The sequence below is a fragment of the Peribacillus psychrosaccharolyticus ATCC 23296 genome (genome assembly GCF_000305495.1).
GTDB lineage: Bacteria > Bacillota > Bacilli > Bacillales > DSM-1321 > Peribacillus > Peribacillus psychrosaccharolyticus.
The window spans coordinates 1-18,407 of sequence record NZ_AJTN02000161.1 but is presented as its reverse complement, the minus strand read 5'-3'; the positions used below and the strand labels follow the sequence as shown (position 1 = coordinate 18,407).

15 protein-coding genes and 2 pseudogenes are annotated in these 18,407 nt (G+C 42.1%); 16 read left to right on the top strand and 1 reads right to left on the bottom strand.

Annotation, left to right across the window (positions count from 1 at the left end; genetic code table 11):
- The first annotated feature begins 114 nt into the window (after positions 1-114).
- From WYK_RS08060 to pyrE, 8 genes and pseudogenes are all read left to right on the top strand, one after another.
- Positions 115-1,044, top strand: coding sequence for an aspartate carbamoyltransferase catalytic subunit (locus WYK_RS08060; protein WP_040374028.1), 930 nt, complete (start codon positions 115-117; stop codon positions 1,042-1,044).
- Positions 1,007-2,293, top strand: a complete 1,287-nt coding sequence (locus WYK_RS08055) for a dihydroorotase (RefSeq protein ID WP_040374014.1) — start codon at positions 1,007-1,009, stop codon at positions 2,291-2,293. Before WYK_RS08060 ends, WYK_RS08055 begins: the two co-directional genes overlap by 38 nt.
- A complete protein-coding gene (locus WYK_RS08050; RefSeq protein WP_040374013.1) occupies positions 2,290-3,396 on the top strand; it encodes a carbamoyl phosphate synthase small subunit in 1,107 nt (368 codons plus the stop codon). Before WYK_RS08055 ends, WYK_RS08050 begins: the two co-directional genes overlap by 4 nt.
- The gene (gene carB / locus WYK_RS08045; RefSeq protein ID WP_040374012.1) at positions 3,375-6,578 is read left to right on the top strand and encodes a carbamoyl-phosphate synthase large subunit; all 3,204 of its coding nucleotides are present in this window, start codon (positions 3,375-3,377) and stop codon (positions 6,576-6,578) included. The genes WYK_RS08050 and carB overlap by 22 nt, the downstream gene beginning before the upstream one ends.
- Positions 6,575-7,358 (top strand): annotated as a pseudogene (locus WYK_RS08040) (dihydroorotate dehydrogenase electron transfer subunit). Before carB ends, WYK_RS08040 begins: the two are co-directional and overlap by 4 nt.
- Positions 7,355-8,248 (top strand): dihydroorotate dehydrogenase, encoded by an 894-nt coding sequence (locus tag WYK_RS08035; protein WP_040374011.1) that lies wholly within the window; start codon positions 7,355-7,357, stop codon positions 8,246-8,248. The pseudogene WYK_RS08040 and the gene WYK_RS08035 overlap by 4 nt, the downstream one beginning before the upstream one ends.
- A 1-nt stretch (position 8,249) precedes the next feature.
- The gene (gene pyrF, locus WYK_RS08030; RefSeq protein ID WP_040374010.1) at positions 8,250-8,966 is read left to right on the top strand and encodes an orotidine-5'-phosphate decarboxylase; all 717 of its coding nucleotides are present in this window, start codon (positions 8,250-8,252) and stop codon (positions 8,964-8,966) included.
- On the top strand, positions 8,963-9,595 hold the full coding sequence (gene pyrE, locus WYK_RS08025; RefSeq protein ID WP_040374009.1) for an orotate phosphoribosyltransferase: 633 nt from the start codon (positions 8,963-8,965) through the stop codon (positions 9,593-9,595). Before pyrF ends, pyrE begins: the two co-directional genes overlap by 4 nt.
- A gap of 246 nt (positions 9,596-9,841) precedes the next feature.
- Here the strand turns inward: pyrE and WYK_RS08020 are convergent, their stop codons facing one another.
- On the bottom strand, positions 9,842-11,551 hold the full coding sequence (locus WYK_RS08020; RefSeq protein ID WP_040374008.1) for an Rqc2 family fibronectin-binding protein: 1,710 nt from the start codon (positions 11,549-11,551) through the stop codon (positions 9,842-9,844).
- A gap of 238 nt (positions 11,552-11,789) precedes the next feature.
- Here WYK_RS08020 and WYK_RS08015 point away from each other — a divergent pair.
- From WYK_RS08015 to WYK_RS07985, 8 genes and pseudogenes are all read left to right on the top strand, one after another.
- Positions 11,790-14,464, top strand: a pseudogene (locus WYK_RS08015) (calcium-translocating P-type ATPase, SERCA-type).
- Between the two features lie 225 nt (positions 14,465-14,689).
- Positions 14,690-14,887: a YicC/YloC family endoribonuclease gene (locus WYK_RS26305; RefSeq protein ID WP_412769697.1), complete on the top strand. Its 198-nt coding sequence runs from the start codon at positions 14,690-14,692 to the stop codon at positions 14,885-14,887.
- Positions 14,857-15,561, top strand: a complete 705-nt coding sequence (locus tag WYK_RS08010; RefSeq protein WP_412769698.1) for a YicC/YloC family endoribonuclease — start codon at positions 14,857-14,859, stop codon at positions 15,559-15,561. Before WYK_RS26305 ends, WYK_RS08010 begins: the two co-directional genes overlap by 31 nt.
- Positions 15,562-15,615: 54 nt before the next feature.
- A complete protein-coding gene (remA, locus tag WYK_RS08005) occupies positions 15,616-15,879 on the top strand; it encodes an extracellular matrix/biofilm regulator RemA (protein ID WP_040374007.1) in 264 nt (87 codons plus the stop codon).
- A gap of 9 nt (positions 15,880-15,888) precedes the next feature.
- Positions 15,889-16,503, top strand: a complete 615-nt coding sequence (gene gmk, locus WYK_RS08000) for a guanylate kinase (protein ID WP_040374006.1) — start codon at positions 15,889-15,891, stop codon at positions 16,501-16,503.
- Positions 16,504-16,505: 2 nt separating this feature from the next.
- Positions 16,506-16,712 (top strand): DNA-directed RNA polymerase subunit omega, encoded by a 207-nt coding sequence (rpoZ, locus tag WYK_RS07995; protein WP_040374005.1) that lies wholly within the window; start codon positions 16,506-16,508, stop codon positions 16,710-16,712.
- A 271-nt stretch (positions 16,713-16,983) separates the two neighbouring features.
- Complete coding sequence (gene coaBC, locus WYK_RS07990) at positions 16,984-18,171, top strand: bifunctional phosphopantothenoylcysteine decarboxylase/phosphopantothenate--cysteine ligase CoaBC (protein ID WP_040374004.1); 1,188 nt, start codon at positions 16,984-16,986, stop codon at positions 18,169-18,171.
- Between the two features lie 6 nt (positions 18,172-18,177).
- A partial coding sequence (locus WYK_RS07985) for a primosomal protein N' family DNA-binding protein (protein ID WP_040374003.1) occupies positions 18,178-18,407 on the top strand: 230 nt, incomplete at its 3' end.

Genomic DNA, 18,407 nt, shown 5'->3' with positions numbered 1-18,407 from the left:
TAACTAAGGGAGTCTAAACTCTTCCCAGGTTAAGTCTTTAAACTCTTACACTCTGTCCTTAGGCGGGGTGTTTTTTAATCCCTGAAAATCCAATTCAAAAGGGGACAGGAAATGATGAAAAGTTTATTGACTATGAATGAGCTGACAAATAAAGAGATTAATCAAATTATCTCACAGGCCCAAGCTTTTTCGGAAGGACAGATGTGGCTGCCGCCCGAGCATGTTGCTGTAGCTAATCTATTTTTTGAACCAAGCACACGTACGAAAAGCAGCTTTGAAATGGCTGAAAGACGGCTAGGGCTTCATGTGATTCCATTTGAAGCGGGAACATCAAGTATTCTGAAGGGAGAAACACTATACGATACAGCTAAAACCTTTGAATCCATTGGTGTAAAGGCATTGGTTATTAGACATAACCGAGATCACTTTTATGACGAACTATCCGATTATCTATCCATTCCCATCATTAATGCCGGGGATGGATGCGGAAATCATCCAACACAATCTTTACTCGATCTCATGACGATTTATCAGGAATTCAACCGGTTTGAGGGACTGACAGTGGCGATTATTGGCGACATCAAACACAGTCGGGTTGCTCGTTCTAATGCAGAAGCATTGACCAGATTGGGAGCAAAAGTTATCTTCTCGGGACCGCCTGAGTGGTTTGATAGGGGGAACGGCGCTTATGAAAATATCGAAAAAGCGGTTGAAACCGCAGATGTGGTTATGCTGCTGCGTATCCAGCATGAGCGTCATTCCGACAAAGAACAAAGAAGTGCGCATGAGTATCTGCAAGCGTACGGGTTGACTAAAGAGAGAGAGTGCAGAATGAAAAAACAGGCGATTATCATGCATCCAGCTCCCATCAATCGCGGTGTAGAAATAGACTCGGATTTAGTAGAATGCGAACGTTCTAGAATATTTAAGCAGATGGAAAACGGAGTATATATTAGGATGGCTGTTTTGAAAAAAGTACTTGGAGAAATAAAAGGGGGAACTTTGGATGAAGACAATCATAAAAAATGGGGTATTGCTCGATAGTACGGGTGCACTGACACAAGCTGATGTGGAAATGGAAGGAAAGTATATTACAAAAGTGGCAGAGAACATTGCCGCTGAGGGGTTACAACAAATAGATGCGAAAGGGAATTTGATTGCTCCAGGCTTTATTGACTTGCATGTTCATCTTCGTGAGCCTGGTGGTGAAAAAAAAGAAACAATTGCAACCGGTACAATGGCAGCTGCAAAGGGAGGGTTTACAACGATAGCAGCCATGCCGAACACCCGTCCAGTTCCAGATAGTGTGGATCATCTGGAATCGTTACTGCAGAAAATTGAAGCAGACGCTCATGTAAGAGTTTTACCTTATGCTTCGATTACTGTTCGTGAAGCGGGCAAGGAGTTAACGGAGTTTGCCAGTTTAAAAGAAGCAGGTGCTTTTGCCTTCACTGATGATGGTGTAGGCATCCAAAACGCCGGGATGATGCTCGAAGCCATGAAGAAGGCAGCTTTAATCGATATGCCTGTGGTTGCTCATTGTGAAGAAAACAGTTTAATTTATAATGGCTGTGTTCATGAAGGAACCTATTCAAAAGCCAATGGCTTAAAGGGAATTCCTTCTGTTTGCGAGTCCGTACATATAGCCCGTGACATTCTGCTGGCAGAGGCCGCTGGATGTCACTATCATGTCTGTCATATCTCCACAAAAGAATCAGTACGCCTTGTACGTGACGCTAAACGGGCAGGCATTCGGGTCACTGCAGAGGTTACTCCACATCATCTGCTGCTTTGTGAAGACGATATTCCAGGACTTGATACTAATTATAAGATGAATCCACCACTTCGCGGCAAGTCTGATCGTGAAGCCCTGCTTGAAGGTTTGCTAGACGGTACCATCGATTTCATTGCAACGGACCATGCTCCACACTTAGAGGAAGAAAAAGCAGAAGGGATGAATCTTGCACCATTCGGGATTGTTGGTTTAGAAACAGCTTTTCCCTTGTTATACAGCGGGTTCGTTCAAACCGATAAATGGACGCTAAAGCAATTAATTGACTGGTTGACAGTTAGACCTGCCGAGAGCTTCTCGTTGCCTTACGGTTCTCTTTCAGAAGGGGCATTAGCAGATATTGTCTTGATTGATTTGAATCAAACACAGTCGATTAACAGTAAAGAATTTGCCTCAAAAGGAAAAAATACACCATTTGCTGGTCAAATCTGTACAGGATGGCCTGTGATGACAATAGTTGAAGGACAAATAGTTTGGGAGAAGGGGAGTGCTGCGGAATGAAACGACAACTTATTCTCGAAGATGGAACTTGTTTTATCGGTGAAGGATTCGGGGCAGATACTGAAAAATCCGGCGAAGTAGTGTTCAATACAGGGATGACTGGCTACCAGGAAATATTATCTGATCCTTCTTATTGCAATCAGATCATTACGATGACCTACCCGTTAATAGGCAATTATGGAATCAATCGCGACGATTTTGAGTCCATCATCCCGGCTATTTCAGGATTGGTTGTTAGAGAAGTAGCTGAATTACCTTCAAACTGGAGAAATCAATTATCACTTAGTGACTACCTAAAGCAAAAACACATACCTGGTATTAGTGGGATTGATACTAGGAAGTTGACTCGGATTATCCGCAAGACTGGAACAATGAAAGGAATGATTTGTGGAATTGATAAAAAGCCTGAACAAATGCTGCAGCATTTGCTGGCTACGGTAACTGTGACTGATCAAGTTAGAAGAGTATCAACGAAAACCGCCTATCGTAATCCAGGTAGAGGCTTCAGGGTGGTATTAGTTGATTATGGGATGAAGCAGGGGATATTACGGGAGTTGAATGACCGGGGGTGTGATATCATTGTTGTTCCCTATAATACAACCGCTGAGGAAGTACTTCAACTGCATCCTGATGGAATCATGCTGTCAAATGGTCCTGGAGATCCAGCAGATGTGAAGGAAGGCATTGCATTGATACAGGGAGTACAGGGGAAGATACCGTTATTTGGAATCTGTCTCGGTCATCAGCTGTTTGCACTGGCAAATGGAGCAGAAACAGAAAAAATGAAATTTGGTCATAGAGGATCTAATCATCCTGTAAAAGATCTGCAGACTGGAAAAGTAGCGTTAACGTCACAAAATCATGGATACACGGTGGATGAAGAGTCACTTTCTAAAACGGAACTTGAAGTCACACATATCGCGTTAAATGATGGGACAGTTGAAGGGTTAAAACACAAAACACTTCAGGCTTTTACCGTGCAATATCATCCAGAAGCGTCGCCGGGTCCGGAAGATGCCAATTATCTTTTTGATCAATTTATTCAGATGATGGATCTGAACAAAACTAAGGGGGAACTAACATGCCAAAACGTACAGATATAAAGAGTATTCTTGTCATCGGATCGGGTCCAATCGTCATCGGTCAAGCAGCCGAATTTGATTATGCAGGTACACAAGCTTGTATGGCGTTGAAAGAGGAAGGCTACCGTGTCATCCTGATTAACTCAAATCCTGCGACCATTATGACAGATAGTGAAATGGCAGATGCAGTTTATATCGAACCGATTACCTTAGAATTTGTCAGCAAAATTATTCGGAAAGAACGGCCGGACGCACTGCTGCCGACTCTTGGCGGACAAACAGGATTAAACATGGCCATTGAATTAGCGAACGCAGGTGTCCTTGACGAATGCGGTGTTCAAATTCTAGGTACGAAACTGTCAGCGATTCATCAAGCGGAAGACCGGGAATTATTCCGAACGCTTATGAATGAACTAGGAGAACCTGTTCCGGACAGTGATATTATCCATTCACTTGAAGAAGCCTACAAATTTGTAGAGCGGGTAGATTATCCGGTCATCGTTCGACCGGCTTTCACCCTAGGCGGGACTGGCGGCGGGATCTGTTCGACTGAAGAAGAGTTAATTGAAATTGTAACCGGCGGACTGAAAATTAGTCCTGTTCACCAGTGTTTACTTGAAAAAAGTATAGCTGGATTTAAGGAAATCGAATACGAGGTAATGCGTGATGCAAATGATAACGCAATCGTTGTATGTAATATGGAAAATTTCGACCCTGTCGGCGTACATACAGGAGATTCAATCGTTACAGCACCTAGTCAAACCTTAAGCGACCGGGAGTACCAGATGCTTAGAAATACTTCACTAAAGATTATTCGTGCCTTGAAAATTGAAGGTGGGTGTAACGTTCAACTTGCGCTTGATCCCTACAGCTATCAATATTACGTGATAGAAGTGAATCCGCGGGTCAGCCGCTCCTCTGCCCTTGCCTCGAAAGCTACAGGCTACCCGATCGCTAAGCTTGCTGCAAAAATAGCTGTCGGACTAACGCTCGATGAAATGATGAACCCCGTTACAGAGAAAACATACGCAAGCTTTGAGCCGGCTCTCGATTATGTAGTTACAAAAATTCCACGCTGGCCGTTTGATAAATTTGAATCGGCAAACCGAACTCTTGGTACACAAATGAAAGCAACTGGTGAAGTAATGGCGATAGGACGGACGTTTGAGGAGTCCATTTTAAAAGCGGTTCGATCACTTGAAGCGGGGATTTATCATCTTGAATTAAACGAAGATGTTGAGGATGAATTGATTGAAAAACGGATTAGGAAAGCAGGAGATGAACGGTTATTCTATATCGGTGAAGCATTAAGAAGGGGAGTCACCATTGAAACCATTCATGAATGGAGCCAGATTGATTCCTTCTTTTTATCTAAACTGAGGAACATTGTTGACTATGAAGAAATCCTTCAAACGAATCCATTTAACTTAGAGGTATTGAAGACAGCTAAAAGAATGGGTTTCTCTGATAAAAAAATTGCTTCCCTTTGGAATGAAAGAGAAAAAACGGTTTACGACTGGCGCACAGCCCAAGGAATAATCCCAGTTTATAAAATGGTCGACACATGTGCGGCAGAATTTGAATCGGAAACACCATATTTTTATGGGACTTATGAAGATGAAAATGAATCCATCGTAACCAAACGCGAAAGCGTCGTGGTCTTAGGCTCAGGTCCCATCAGAATTGGTCAGGGAGTAGAGTTTGATTATGCAACCGTTCATTCAGTCTGGGCGATTAAGGAAGCTGGATATGAAGCGATCATTATAAATAATAATCCAGAGACCGTATCTACTGATTTTAGTATCTCGGATAAGCTTTATTTTGAGCCGCTGACGATTGAAGATGTCATGCATGTGATTGATTTGGAGAAACCACTAGGCGTTATTGTCCAATTTGGCGGACAGACAGCTATTAATCTAGCAGACCAGCTCGAAGAACATGGTGTGAAGATTCTTGGGACATCTTTAGAAGATATTGACTGTGCAGAAAATCGGGATAAATTTGAACATGCATTAAAGACACTAGGTATTCCACAGCCTGAAGGGAAAACTGCTGTGGCAATAGAAGAGGCAGTGGAAATTGCCAATGAAATCGGCTACCCGGTTTTAGTTCGTCCTTCGTATGTGTTAGGCGGTCGAGCAATGGAAATTGTTTATAAAGAAGATGAATTAATACATTACATGAAGCATGCTGTGAAGATCAACCCTGAACACCCAGTGTTAATTGACCGCTACTTAACAGGGAAAGAAATAGAAGTGGATGCCATTTCAGATGGGAAAAATGTCGTGATTCCCGGCATTATGGAGCATATTGAACGGGCAGGAGTCCATTCCGGAGATTCCATTGCGGTCTATCCGCCGCAAAGTCTTACAGCGAAACAGAAGGCCGCAATCGTTGATTATACAACCCAGCTTGCTAGAGGGTTGAATATCATAGGCTTACTAAACATCCAATATGTTATTAGTAAAGAAGAAATCTATGTAATTGAGGTGAATCCGCGATCAAGCCGGACCGTCCCTTTTATCAGTAAGATTACTAATATTCCAATGGCAAACTTGGCTACGAAAGTTATCCTTGGATCTTCCTTAACATCCCTTGGCTACCAAACGGGCTTAGTACCGGAGAAAGCTGGCGTCTATGTAAAGGTTCCTGTCTTCTCCTTTGCTAAATTACGGAGGGTAGACATCACCTTAGGACCTGAAATGAAATCTACAGGCGAAGTAATGGGAAAAGATACAACGCTTGAAAAGGCTCTATATAAAGGGTTAGTTGCTTCAGGTATAAAAATTAAGGAATATGGTGCGGTGCTGTTAACCATTGCAGACAAGGATAAAGAAGAAGCTCTTCAATTAGCACGTCGTTTTCACAACATAGGGTACAGACTGATTGCTACAAGCGGAACGGCACAAAAATTGAAGGCTGCTGACATCCCAACAGAAATTGTCGAGAAAATCGATTCAACAGAGCATAACTTACTTGATGTCATTCGTAATGGAGAAGCACAGCTTATTATTAATACGCTGACAAAAGGTAAACAACCTTTAAGAGATGGCTTTAGAATCCGTCGTGAAGCAGTTGAAAACGGCATCCCATGTATGACCTCTCTTGATACGGCGGAAGCTATTTTACGAGTGTTTGAGTCTATGACTTTCACGGCGGAGACAATGGGGAAATCAGAGACTCATGAGGTGGTTCATTTATGATTAAAAATGAATGTATGACGGTGAAAAGTCAAAAACAAATCGCAGCAGCTATTTTTGAATTAACACTCTCAGGCGAACTGGTTTCTGCCATGGACCAGCCAGGACAATTTGTTCATCTAAAGGCAAATGACCAACTGGATCCGCTGTTGAGAAGACCGATTAGTATCTGTTCCATTAATCAAGATCGAAAAGAATTTACCATGATTTATCGAGCAGATGGTAAGGGGACGAAGCAATTATCTAAAAAAAAGGTACATGAAACCATTGACGTTCTGGGTCCGCTTGGAAACGGATTTCCAGTCGAAGAGGCGTCTTTTGGAGAAACGGTGCTCTTGGTCGGGGGCGGCATTGGCGTCCCGCCGTTATATGAGCTCTCAAAGAGACTGAAATCTTCAGGGGTCAACGTCATTCACATCCTAGGCTTTCAAACGAAGCAGGCTGTTTTTTATGAAGCAGAGTTTGCCGGACTCGGTGAGACATATATCGCAACCGCTGATGGATCCTATGGAATTCACGGCTATGTGACAGATGTTATAACATCACTTGAAAACTCTTTTACCACCATCTATTCATGCGGACCAACCATGATGCTGAGGGCCATTGAAAAGGAATATGGAGCAGATAAAAAAAGTCTTTCTATCACTTGAAGAACGCATGGGCTGCGGGATCGGTGCCTGCTTTGCATGTGTATGCCATACAGCAGATGACCCTGATGGTTTCAGTTATAAAAAAGTTTGCAGTGATGGTCCTGTATTCCGGGCAGGGGAGGTTGTTATATGAACAGACTATCTGTAGAATTACCCGGCCTTTCATTGAAAACTGGCTGCTTTGGATTCGGCCGAGAATATAGTCAGTTCTATGAGTTAAGCAAGCTGGGGGCAATTATGATTAAAGCAACGACACCCGAGCCTCGTTTTGGAAATCCTACGCCCCGGGTAGCTGAAACCGCAGCAGGGATGCTTAATGCAATTGGTTTGCAGAATCCTGGATTAAAAAAAGTAATTTCGGAAGAATTACCTTGGTTAACTCAATATGATGTCCCAGTGATTGCGAATATTGCCGGGTCAAAGATTGAGGATTATACAGCGGTTGCCGCTCAAATCAGTCAGGCACCGAATGTAAGGGCATTAGAACTTAATATATCGTGTCCAAATGTCAAAGAAGGTGGTCTAGCTTTTGGCACCATCCCAGAAGTAGCAAAGGAAGTGACAAAAGCCGTTAAGGCTGTTTCAAAGGTTCCGGTATATGTTAAATTATCCCCGAATGTCACAGATATTGTCGAAATGGCTAAGGCTGTAGAAGCAGGCGGGGCAGATGGATTGACGATGATTAATACGTTGCTTGGCATGCGTCTCGATTTAAGAACAGCAAAGCCGGTCCTTGCTAACCGGAGTGGAGGTCTATCAGGACCAGCCATTAAGCCGGTAGCCATCCGCATGATTCATGAAGTAAGTCAGCATGTTTCCATCCCGATAATTGGTATGGGCGGGATTAACTCTTGTGAAGATGTCATTGAGTTCTTGTATGCAGGTGCGAGTGCAGTTGCAATCGGAACAGCTAATTTCTCTGATCCATTTATTTGTTCTAAAGTTATTGACGAGCTGCCGGAGCTGCTTGATGAATTAGGAATTGACCATCTATCTGAATGTATAGGAAGGAGCTGGAGATGAATTGAAAAATGCTCTTATTGTTGCGCTTGATTTCCCTGGAGCAGCAGAAACGTTAACCTTTTTAGATCCGTTTGAAGAGGAAAAGCTGTTTGTGAAGATCGGTATGGAATTGTTTTACAGCAGCGGACCTTCTATAATTGGCCGCATTAAGGAAAGAGGACATGGGGTTTTTCTTGATTTAAAACTTCATGATATCCCCCATACCGTTATGAAAGCAATGAGGAACCTCGCTCTACTAGATGTAGATTTAGTTACGGTTCATGCAGCTGGTGGAAAGCAAATGATGGAAGCTGCACTTGAGGGGCTTGAGGCTGGAACGCCAGCAGGGAAAAAGCGCTCAGGATGTGTTGCCGTTACGCAGTTAACCAGTACTTCTGAACAGCAAATGAACCAAGAACAATTAATTAAGGGGAAGCTTGAAGATTCTGTGCTTCACTACGCTTCACTTACCAAACAAGCGGGACTGGACGGGGTCGTCTGTTCCACCCATGAAGCAGGCCGAATACATACAGAGGTTGGAACAAGCTTTCTAACTGTTACACCAGGAATTAGACTAGTATCAGGAAATCATCATGATCAAAAGCGGGTCGCTACTCCAGAAGAGGCTAGAAGGCTCGGAGCGGATGCGATTGTCGTCGGACGAGCGATTACAGATGATAATAATCCATTGCAGGCCTATCATACGGTACTGCAAGCATGGGAGGGTGTATTACGATGAAACAACATATTGCCGCACAATTACTGGATATAAAAGCTGTTTTCTTGCAGCCAAATGATCCTTTTACTTGGTCGTCTGGGATTCAATCACCCATTTATTGTGATAATCGATTAACGCTATCATACCCTGCTGTACGTAAGGATATCGCTAGCGGGCTGCAGCAATTAATCGAAGATCACTTTGGTGAGGTCGAACTCATTGCTGGTACAGCTACCGCAGGAATTCCCCATGCAGCATGGGTCAGTGATTTAATGAATCTGCCTATGTGCTATGTACGCTCTAAATCAAAAGGCCATGGCAAAGGCAATCAAATCGAAGGCAGAACAAGCCCAAGACAAAAAGTCGTAGTAGTTGAAGATTTAATTTCAACCGGAGGTAGCGTCATCACAGCTGTTGAAGCCCTTCGTGAAGCAGACTGTGATGTACTTGGGGTGGTCTCCATATTTACCTATGAATTGCAGAAGGGCATAGAAGAACTAGAGGCAAACGGAATAAAAAATTATTCACTAAGCGACTATTCGACACTTATTAAGGTCGCTGCTGAAAAGAATTACATCGCCCCTGCTGAGATTGAACGATTAACAAGATGGAAACAAAACCCAGAGGACACCTCTTGGATTACCGGCTGACATAATTACAAGAAAAGATCAGCTGTAGAGCTGGTCTTTTCTTGTAGCCTTCAGTAAATCTTAAAATAAGGGTATTTCAGACTCGAAAATAGTGCCCAGACGGGATTAACAGCCAGATAAGCATAAAAATTAATACCCCCTCCCCTACATGTCAGAACACAAAGAATAGCGACACAGTTTCAACAACTCCCATAGCCCAAGAATGCAAAAGGCTGTCGAGAAAAATTTCTCGACAGCCTTTTGACATTATTTTTGTTTTAAAGCAATAACACCATCTGCATCAGGAGTTACATAGACCGTCAGCTGGTTATCATAGATAACAAAGCCAGGCTTAGAGCCATTTGGCTTTTTAACGTGCCGGACTTTCGTGTAATCGACCGGTACAGAGCTGGAATCTTTAGCTTTACTGAAGTAAGCGGCTAACATGGCTGCTTCGAGAATGGTTTGATCACTAGGGTTTTCACTCCGAATTACTACGTGAGAGCCCGGAATATCTTTGGTATGGAACCACAGTTCGTCTCGGCGGGCAAATTTATTTGTTAGGTAATCATTTTGTTTGTTATTTTTACCTACAAATATTTCGTCTCCAGCACTTGAGTAATAGGTTTCTAGCTGTGGTTTTGCATTTGCAGATTTTTTCATGCCCTTTTTCTGTTTTTTGCGGATATAGCCTTCTTCTTGTAACTCTTCACGTATTTCTTCAATATCTCTCGGTGATGCAGATTGAAGCTGCTGATAGAGTATTTCAAAATAATTCAATTCATGTTCAGCTTTCTCAATTTGCTCTTGGACAAAACCAACGGCATTCTTGGCTTTTTGATATTTAGAAAAATATTTTTGTGCATTGTCTGACGGTGACAGCTGTGGGTTCAGCGGAATCGTTACGAAAGAATCTTCTTCGTAATAGTTCGCAACAGTAATATCTTTCATTCCTCGTTTCATCTGATAGAGGTTAGCTGTTAATAGTTCACCAAACAGCTGATATTCTTCACCGCGCTCTGTGTCCTTTAACGTTTTTTTCAGCTTACCGATTTTTTTTTCATTCTTTTCTAATTCATTTGATACGAACCGTTCCAAATCATGTCCTTGTTGCTTAACACGATCTCGCGCCGCTTTACCAAAATAATAGCGATCTAACAACTCACTGAGGGTGGGGAATGACTTTACGTCCGGACCAAGATGTTCTAGTGGAATCATATAAAACGCTTGTTTCCCATCCGCATTCATTAAGGACGGGGAATATTCCTTATTAGAAAGCGTATGAATTAAAGAGATGAAAGCATTAGGAAGGGTTGTACTATTAGCTAATCCAGCACGATAGACAACCTCAAGGGCAAACATGGGAGAAATCCCGGTAAATGCTCCAACTAGCTGTTTATTTAATTTTCCGCTGTTAAAATCAATTGCTTGACTAATTGTTTCTGCAGTGGCTGTGAATGGGTCTGCTTTTTCCTGTGTCGGCGGAGCAATATATTCTTGTCCTGGAAGGATTGACCGGTAGCTATTCACAGCAGAAGATACATGTTTAATACTGTCGAGAATCATATTTCGCTCTTTATCAATTAGGATAATATTGCTGTGCCGGCCCATAATTTCGATGATAAGTAGTTTTTTTGATAAATCCCCGAGTTCATTTCGTCCAGAAACCTCTAGAGTAATCATCCGATCAAGCCCTGTTTGGTAAATATCATCGATGGTATACCCTTCAAGATGCTTCCGAAGCAGCATACAAAACATTGGAGGTTCTTTAGGATTTTCATATTCTTCCTCAGTAATTTGAGCTCTTGCGTAACTTGGGTGTGCCGAGAGTAACAGCTTATAATTTTTTCGTCCTGATCGAACGACAAGAATTAATTCATTTTTATAAGGCTGATGAACTTTGCTGATTCTTCCGCCCTTGAGTACTGTTGAAATTTCTTCTGTTATTGCTTTCGTAAATAAACCATCAAAAGACATATATGTAACTCCCTATTCTTAATTTAGTCATTGGTTATTAATCGGCTAAGGTAAATCTTTTTTAATCTACTATCCATTGTAATTATAGCATGTTTTAGGACGAGTCTGAATAAGCATGGAAGAAGAGAGCTGCCGAAGAGAAATTCGAAAGGCGTATTGTGTAAAAAGGCTCGACCGCTGCGCTTTTTAGGTTAGAAAAGGCGATAAGTAATCTATGTGGAGGATGTGTGATACTCAAATGACGTTCCGCGAAATGAATATTGAAGATTTAGAAACTACTCTTAAAACTGACAAAGATGTGGGGATAACGGAAACGGAAGCCAGAAAAAGGCAGAAAGAGCAGGGCTTTAATGAATTGCAAGCAGGAGAAAAACAGTCGGTAATCCTGCTTTTTTTGCACAGTTTAAGGATTTCATGGTCATTGTGCTTCTTGCGGCAACCCTGATCTCTGGGCTCCTTGGTGAATATATTGATGCAATAGCTATAATAGCCATCATTTTAATGAATGGTCTGCTTGGGTTTTATCAGGAACGCCGTGCCGAAAAGTCTCTAGATGCGTTGAAAGAGATGGCTGCGCCGCAGATTTACGTTCTTCGAGATGGGGAATGGAGGAAGATTCCATCACGTGAAGCGGTTGTAGGAGATATCATTAAATTTATAAGCGGCGATCGGATTGGTGCGGATGTACGACTGATCGAAGCATACAGTCTTGAAATTGAAGAATCAGCTTTAACTGGAGAATCTGTTCCATCGATTAAACAATCTGAATCTCTCCATTTTCCTGCTGAAGGCATTGGTGATGAAGAAAATATGGCTTTCATGGGTACGATGGTTTCACGCGGAAGCGGGATCGGAATTATTGTTGGTACAGGCATGAATACGGCAATGGGGAAAATTGCTGATTTGCTTCAATCAGCGGAGACGCAGGATACACCCCTGCAGCTCAGGCTTGAACAGCTCGGAAAAATTTTAATAACAACGGCACTGTTTTTGACTCTTATTGTTGTTGTTACTGGGATCTTACAAGGAAATCCCTTGTATACGATGTTTTTAGCCGGAGTCTCATTAGCTGTTGCAGCCATTCCAGAAGGGTTACCGGCCATTGTTACAGTTGCGCTGTCTTTAGGTGTCCAACGGATGATTAAGAAGAATGCGATTGTTCGGAAACTGCCAGCAGTAGAGACGCTAGGCTGTGCATCAGTCATTTGTTCAGACAAAACAGGAACCATGACCCAAAATAAAATGACGGTCACACATCTTTGGAGCGGCGGGCATACTTGGCAAGTAACGGGAACTGGGTATGCACCTTCAGGAGAGTTTTACTACGGCGAACGTGCCGTGCAGCCAAAGGGAAATAAAACGCTTTTTCAGCTCCTGACATTTGGGATGCTTTGCAATAATTCTGAGCTTATTCTAAAAAAAGATCGATTTACTTTGAACGGGGATCCAACAGAGGGGGCAATGTTAGTCGCTGCTATGAAAGCAGGGCTGAATCGTGAAAATGTTGTTGAACAGTTTACAATCGTCAAGGAGTTTCCATTTGACTCTACACGTAAAATGATGAGTGTAATTGTAAAGGATAACCAAGGGAAGCATTTTGTCGTAGCGAAGGGTGCACCTGACGTGATGATTTCGCATAGCAGTTCTATTCTTTGGCAAGAACGAGTCGTTCGCATCAGTGAGTATCAAACACAGATTCAGGAAGCGATTAACGGTCTGGCACAGCAGGCGCTCCGAACAATTGCTATTGGGTATAAGCCGATTCCATCGGGAACGGTTTTACTCCATGAATCAGAGGCGGAGAGTGACTTAATTTACTTTGGCCTTCATGGAATGATTGATCCTCCCCGCCCTGAGGTGAAGGAAGCGGTGAGGGAGGCTAGAGAAGCAGGAATAAAGACGGTAATGATCACTGGTGACCATGTGGCAACTGCCAAGGCTATTGCTGGGCAATTGGGTATTTTAAGAGGTAAGGAAAGAGTGTTAGAGGGAAAAGAATTAGCTGAAATGACAGTTGACCAGTTGGAAGACATTGTCGAAGATGTAGCAGTGTTCGCCAGAGTATCTCCAGAGCATAAATTGAAAATTGTTCGTGCTCTGCAAAACAATGGACATATTGTAGCGATGACCGGTGATGGGGTAAATGACGCCCCAGCTATTAAAGCAGCAGATATCGGTATTTCCATGGGGATTACCGGTACGGACGTTGCGAAAGAAGCCTCTTCCCTAATTTTACTTGATGATAATTTTGCAACCATTAAAGCGGCAATCAAGGAAGGCCGGAATATTTATGAAAATATTCGTAAATTCATCCGTTACTTATTGGCATCAAATGTAGGCGAAATTTTGGTTATGTTTTTCGCGATGGTATGTGCATTGCCGCTCCCTTTAATTCCAATTCAAATCCTCTGGGTAAACTTGGTAACAGATGGTCTGCCGGCAATGGCTTTAGGGCTTGATAAAGCGGAAAATGATGTCATGAAGAGGGATCCGCGGGACCCTAAGGAAGGGGTATTCGCTAGAGGACTTGGCTGGAAGATTATCTCAAGAGGTTTTCTTATTGGGATCTCTACATTGATTGCGTTTATCGTAATTTATAAAAATAACCCGGATAATCTTGTTTATGCTCAAACCATTGCTTTTACAACATTAGTTTTAGCTCAGCTGATTCATGTGTTTGATTGCCGAAGTGAACGATCCATTTTTTCACGGAATCCATTTGGTAATAAGTACCTCGTCGCAGCAGTAATTTCTTCACTGGTTTTATTATTGGTTGTTATTTATTACCCGCCTCTGCAGGTTATTTTCCATACTGTACCCATTGCATCTCGGGATTGGCTGCTCGTTATAGGGATGGCATCTATTCCAACTTTTTTACTGGCAGGTTCTATTTTAATAAGAAAAACAAGGTAAGGTATGGTATAATTCGAAAGGTAGTAGAGTTTCTCTATTACCTTTTTATTTTTTTATAGAAAAGTTAGTCCGTAATCAGGTGTTCAGCTGACGTAGATAGGCGGTTTACAGGAAAATGCAGCTTATTTTCATCCGCTGGCTTATTTATTGCGGCTTCTTTTGACCAAATAGATTCACAAGACCAAGTCAGGTAAAAGTGATAATGCATGGAATGGAAGTGGCGCCATGATCGTGAGTATGACAGGATACGGCCGGGGAAAGGCTGAAGACGGAGATACAAAAGTGACGGTTGAAATGAAAACAGTCAATCATCGTTTTTGTGAGTTTATCATCCGTATGCCGCGACAGCTAATGATTCTAGAAGAAAAGGTTAAAAAAAAGCAAGTCAATATATTAGAAGAGGAAGAGCTGAACTATTTATAACCGTAGAAGGCGAAGGGCTGGTCACGAAAAAACTGCAGCTTGATTGGAGTTTGACAGAACAATTCTTTTCTCATATGGAAACAGTTCAAACCAAATATGATTTAGCAGGTCCTTCTTTACATGACATGCTTCAAGTTGAGAATATCCTTTTTGTGGAAGAAGAGAATAATGAAAATAAAGAGCTCGAAGGTATCTTATTCTCAGCCCTTACAGAGGCACTTGAATCACTGAAAAAAATGAGAAATCAAGAAGGCCTAGAATTGATGAATGACTTGTCAGTTCAAGCAGCGAAGATACATAAAAGCATTACGATCATTAAGGAATATGCACCAGAGGTTGCCTTACATTATCGTGAAAAGCTTGTTCAACGATTAGCAGAATTTGCTGAAGGTGCAGGTGACGAAAGTCGTTTACTGACTGAAGCTGCTATCTTAGCCGATAAAGCAGATGTGAATGAAGAGTTAACTAGACTTGAAAGTCACTTACTTCAATTTTCAGATACGCTTGAAGTGGATGAACCGGTAGGCAGAAAACTTGATTTTCTTGTTCAGGAAATGAATAGAGAAGTCAACACGATTGGATCGAAAGCAAATGATTCACGAATGACCAGAGAAGTGGTCGAAATGAAAAGTTTACTTGAAAAAATGAAAGAACAGGTGCAAAATATCGAATAGGTTGATTATGAAGAAACGCTCAAGGCCACACTAGATAATGGATGGGGGATTATAATGTCTATTAAGCTTATGAATATTGGTTTTGGGAATATCGTTTCCGCAAACCGGATTGTGTCGATCGTGAGTCCGGAATCGGCACCAATCAAACGAATTATTCAAGATGCCCGCGACCGCGGCTCTTTGATAGATGCTACATATGGCAGAAGAACCAGAGCAGTTATCATAACAGACAGTGATCATGTTATTTTATCGGCCGTTCAACCAGAAACAGTCGCTGCTCGCCTGCATGACCGAGATGACAGCGTGGAAGAGGGGTAAAAGAAAGATATGATTGAAAAAGGCTTGTTGATTGTATTATCCGGCCCATCCGGAGTAGGTAAAGGAACAGTACGTAAAGAGATTTTTTCGCAGCCTGATACGGCTTTTGAATACTCAATCTCGATGACAACCAGGCTTCCCCGTGATGGAGAAGTTGATGGAGTCGATTATTTCTTTAAATCCCGTGAAGAATTCGAAACATTAATTGAACAGGGAAAACTACTGGAATATGCTGAATTTGTCGGCAACTATTACGGAACGCCTGTTGATTATGTTCGTGAAACACTGGATGCAGGGAAAGATGTTTTCTTAGAAATTGAAGTACAAGGGGCTCAGCAGGTCCGTGAGAAATTCCCTGAAGGGTTACTTATTTTCTTAGCACCGCCAAGTTTGTCAGAGCTTGAAAGCCGTATTACCAATCGCGGAACCGAATCTTCGGAGTTAATTCGCCGGCGGATGCAGGCTGCTAAGGAAGAAATTGAGTTAATGGATTTATACGATTACGTCGTCGAAAATGATCATGTCACGGCAGCAACAAGCCGAATCAATGCTATTGTCATTGCTGAGCACTGCCGTCGTGAAAGAGTGTCTGTTCGATATAAAAAAATGCTGGAGGCTGAATAATTATGTTATATCCATCTATTGATTCATTGTTATTGAAAATTGATTCTAAATACTCATTGGTGTCTGTTGCAGCAAAACGTGCACGTCAAATGCAAATCAGTAAAGACTGCCGTATTGACAAGCCGGTTTCTCATAAGCCTGTCGGCCGTGCGTTAGAAGAAATCTACACAGATGTATTAACGTATGATAATTCTTTCGAAGGAAAATAATTAGTAAGATTGGTCCTGAGACAGAAACGTCTCGACTGATTCTATATGGGTAAGTTGGGCCTGAACCCCTGTGAACTGGTAGCTGTCAAGGAAACTTTACAGTACTCTGTTTAGCGGGAGTTCAGGCCTTTTCTTATTTTTTTGCAAAAGCAGTGAGTAGAAGTAAGTCTCATTCGAATGGTGTAATAGATGAAAAATTCATCTGTTTCCGTCATAATGAGATAAAAAGACGTTCATTTATGGGGGAAAACTGCATGCTTACAAATAAAAAATACTTTTATGTGTCACAGGGGGAATTGCTGTATATAAAGCAGCAGCCTTAACGAGTAAATTAACGCAGGCTGGTGCGATTGTAAAAGTGATCATGAGTGAATCAGCACGTCAATTTGTCACGCCGCTCACCTTCCAAGCGCTTTCGCGTAACGATGTTTTTACGGATACATTTGATGAAAAAAATTCAGCTGTGATTGCTCATATTGATTTAGCAGATTGGGCTGATCTCGTCCTAGTGGCTCCGGCAACTGCGAATGTAATAGGCAAGCTTGCCAATGGGCTAGGCGATGACATGATTACGACAACACTTCTTGCTGTTCAGAATCCAATCTGGCTGGCACCAGCGATGAATGTTCATATGTATGAAAACGCTGCTGTCAAAAAAAATATGATGACACTTAAAAACTATGGCTATCAATTTATTGAACCTTCTGAAGGATATTTGGCGTGCGGGTATGTTGGTAAAGGCCGTCTCGAGGAACCTGAAACCATTGTCAGTCATCTGATTCAGTTTTTTAAAGAAAGTATGGAGCTTCCTCTTCAAGGCAAACAAATCGTGATCACAGCGGGACCGACAAGAGAGCATCTCGACCCGGTTCGGTTTATTACGAATCGTTCTACAGGAAAAATGGGTTATGCGCTTGCTGAACAAGCCGTGAAAATGGGAGCGGAGGTTATACTGATTTCTGGCCCTGTATCACTTCAAGCACCAGCAGGTGTTGAAATCATTTCTGTTGATACAGCTGAACAAATGTTTAATGCGGTGATGGACGTTTATCAGGAGGCAGATGTTGTTATAAAAACAGCAGCCGTCTCAGACTATACACCGAAATATTATCAGTCGCAGAAGATGAAGAAAAAATCTGGGGATCATATTATAGAACTTGAACGAACTAAGGATATACTTTTCCATCTCGGTGCTCAAAAACACCATCAGCTTCTAATTGGATTTGCAGCAGAAACCGAGAATGTGGAAGAGTATGCTCTTACGAAGCTTAAGAAGAAAAATGCCGATATGATTGTCGCTAATAATGTTTCCACAACGGGTGCCGGTTTCGGAACTGATACAAATATTGTTACGCTGTTTAAGAAAGATGGAAGTAAGCGTGAACTTCCATTAATGAGTAAAACAGATACAGCAAAACAGATACTAACTGAGGCTGTCCAGATGTTGAAAAAGGAATGATGCTTAATGAATATAGCTGCGGTTATCGTTGATGTACCAGCGAAGCAGACAGACAGGGAGTTTGATTACAAAATTCCTGACAAATGGCTTGGTTTGATTCAGCCGGGCATGCGAGTCATTGTCCCTTTTGGACCTAGGATGGTACAAGGATTTGTAACAGGTCTGAAAGATAAAAGTGAATTTGATAAACTTCGTCAAATTAAAGAACCGATGGATTTAGAGCCGGTTTTAAATAG

What these genes read in the sequence shown, in the direction of transcription:
- WYK_RS26305 (WP_412769697.1), top strand. Translation starts at nt 14,690, where the DNA reads ATGATCGTGAGTATGACAGGATACGGCCGGGGAAAGGCTGAAGACGGA.
- WYK_RS08060 (WP_040374028.1), top strand. Translation starts at nt 115, where the DNA reads ATGAAAAGTTTATTGACTATGAATGAGCTGACAAATAAAGAGATTAAT.
- WYK_RS08035 (WP_040374011.1), top strand. Translation starts at nt 7,355, where the DNA reads ATGAACAGACTATCTGTAGAATTACCCGGCCTTTCATTGAAAACTGGC.
- carB (WP_040374012.1), top strand. Translation starts at nt 3,375, where the DNA reads ATGCCAAAACGTACAGATATAAAGAGTATTCTTGTCATCGGATCGGGT.
- rpoZ (WP_040374005.1), top strand. Translation starts at nt 16,506, where the DNA reads ATGTTATATCCATCTATTGATTCATTGTTATTGAAAATTGATTCTAAA.
- WYK_RS08050 (WP_040374013.1), top strand. Translation starts at nt 2,290, where the DNA reads ATGAAACGACAACTTATTCTCGAAGATGGAACTTGTTTTATCGGTGAA.
- pyrE (WP_040374009.1), top strand. Translation starts at nt 8,963, where the DNA reads ATGAAACAACATATTGCCGCACAATTACTGGATATAAAAGCTGTTTTC.
- remA (WP_040374007.1), top strand. Translation starts at nt 15,616, where the DNA reads ATGTCTATTAAGCTTATGAATATTGGTTTTGGGAATATCGTTTCCGCA.
- WYK_RS08055 (WP_040374014.1), top strand. Translation starts at nt 1,007, where the DNA reads ATGAAGACAATCATAAAAAATGGGGTATTGCTCGATAGTACGGGTGCA.
- gmk (WP_040374006.1), top strand. Translation starts at nt 15,889, where the DNA reads ATGATTGAAAAAGGCTTGTTGATTGTATTATCCGGCCCATCCGGAGTA.
- WYK_RS08020 (WP_040374008.1), bottom strand. Translation starts at nt 11,551, where the DNA reads ATGTCTTTTGATGGTTTATTTACGAAAGCAATAACAGAAGAAATTTCA.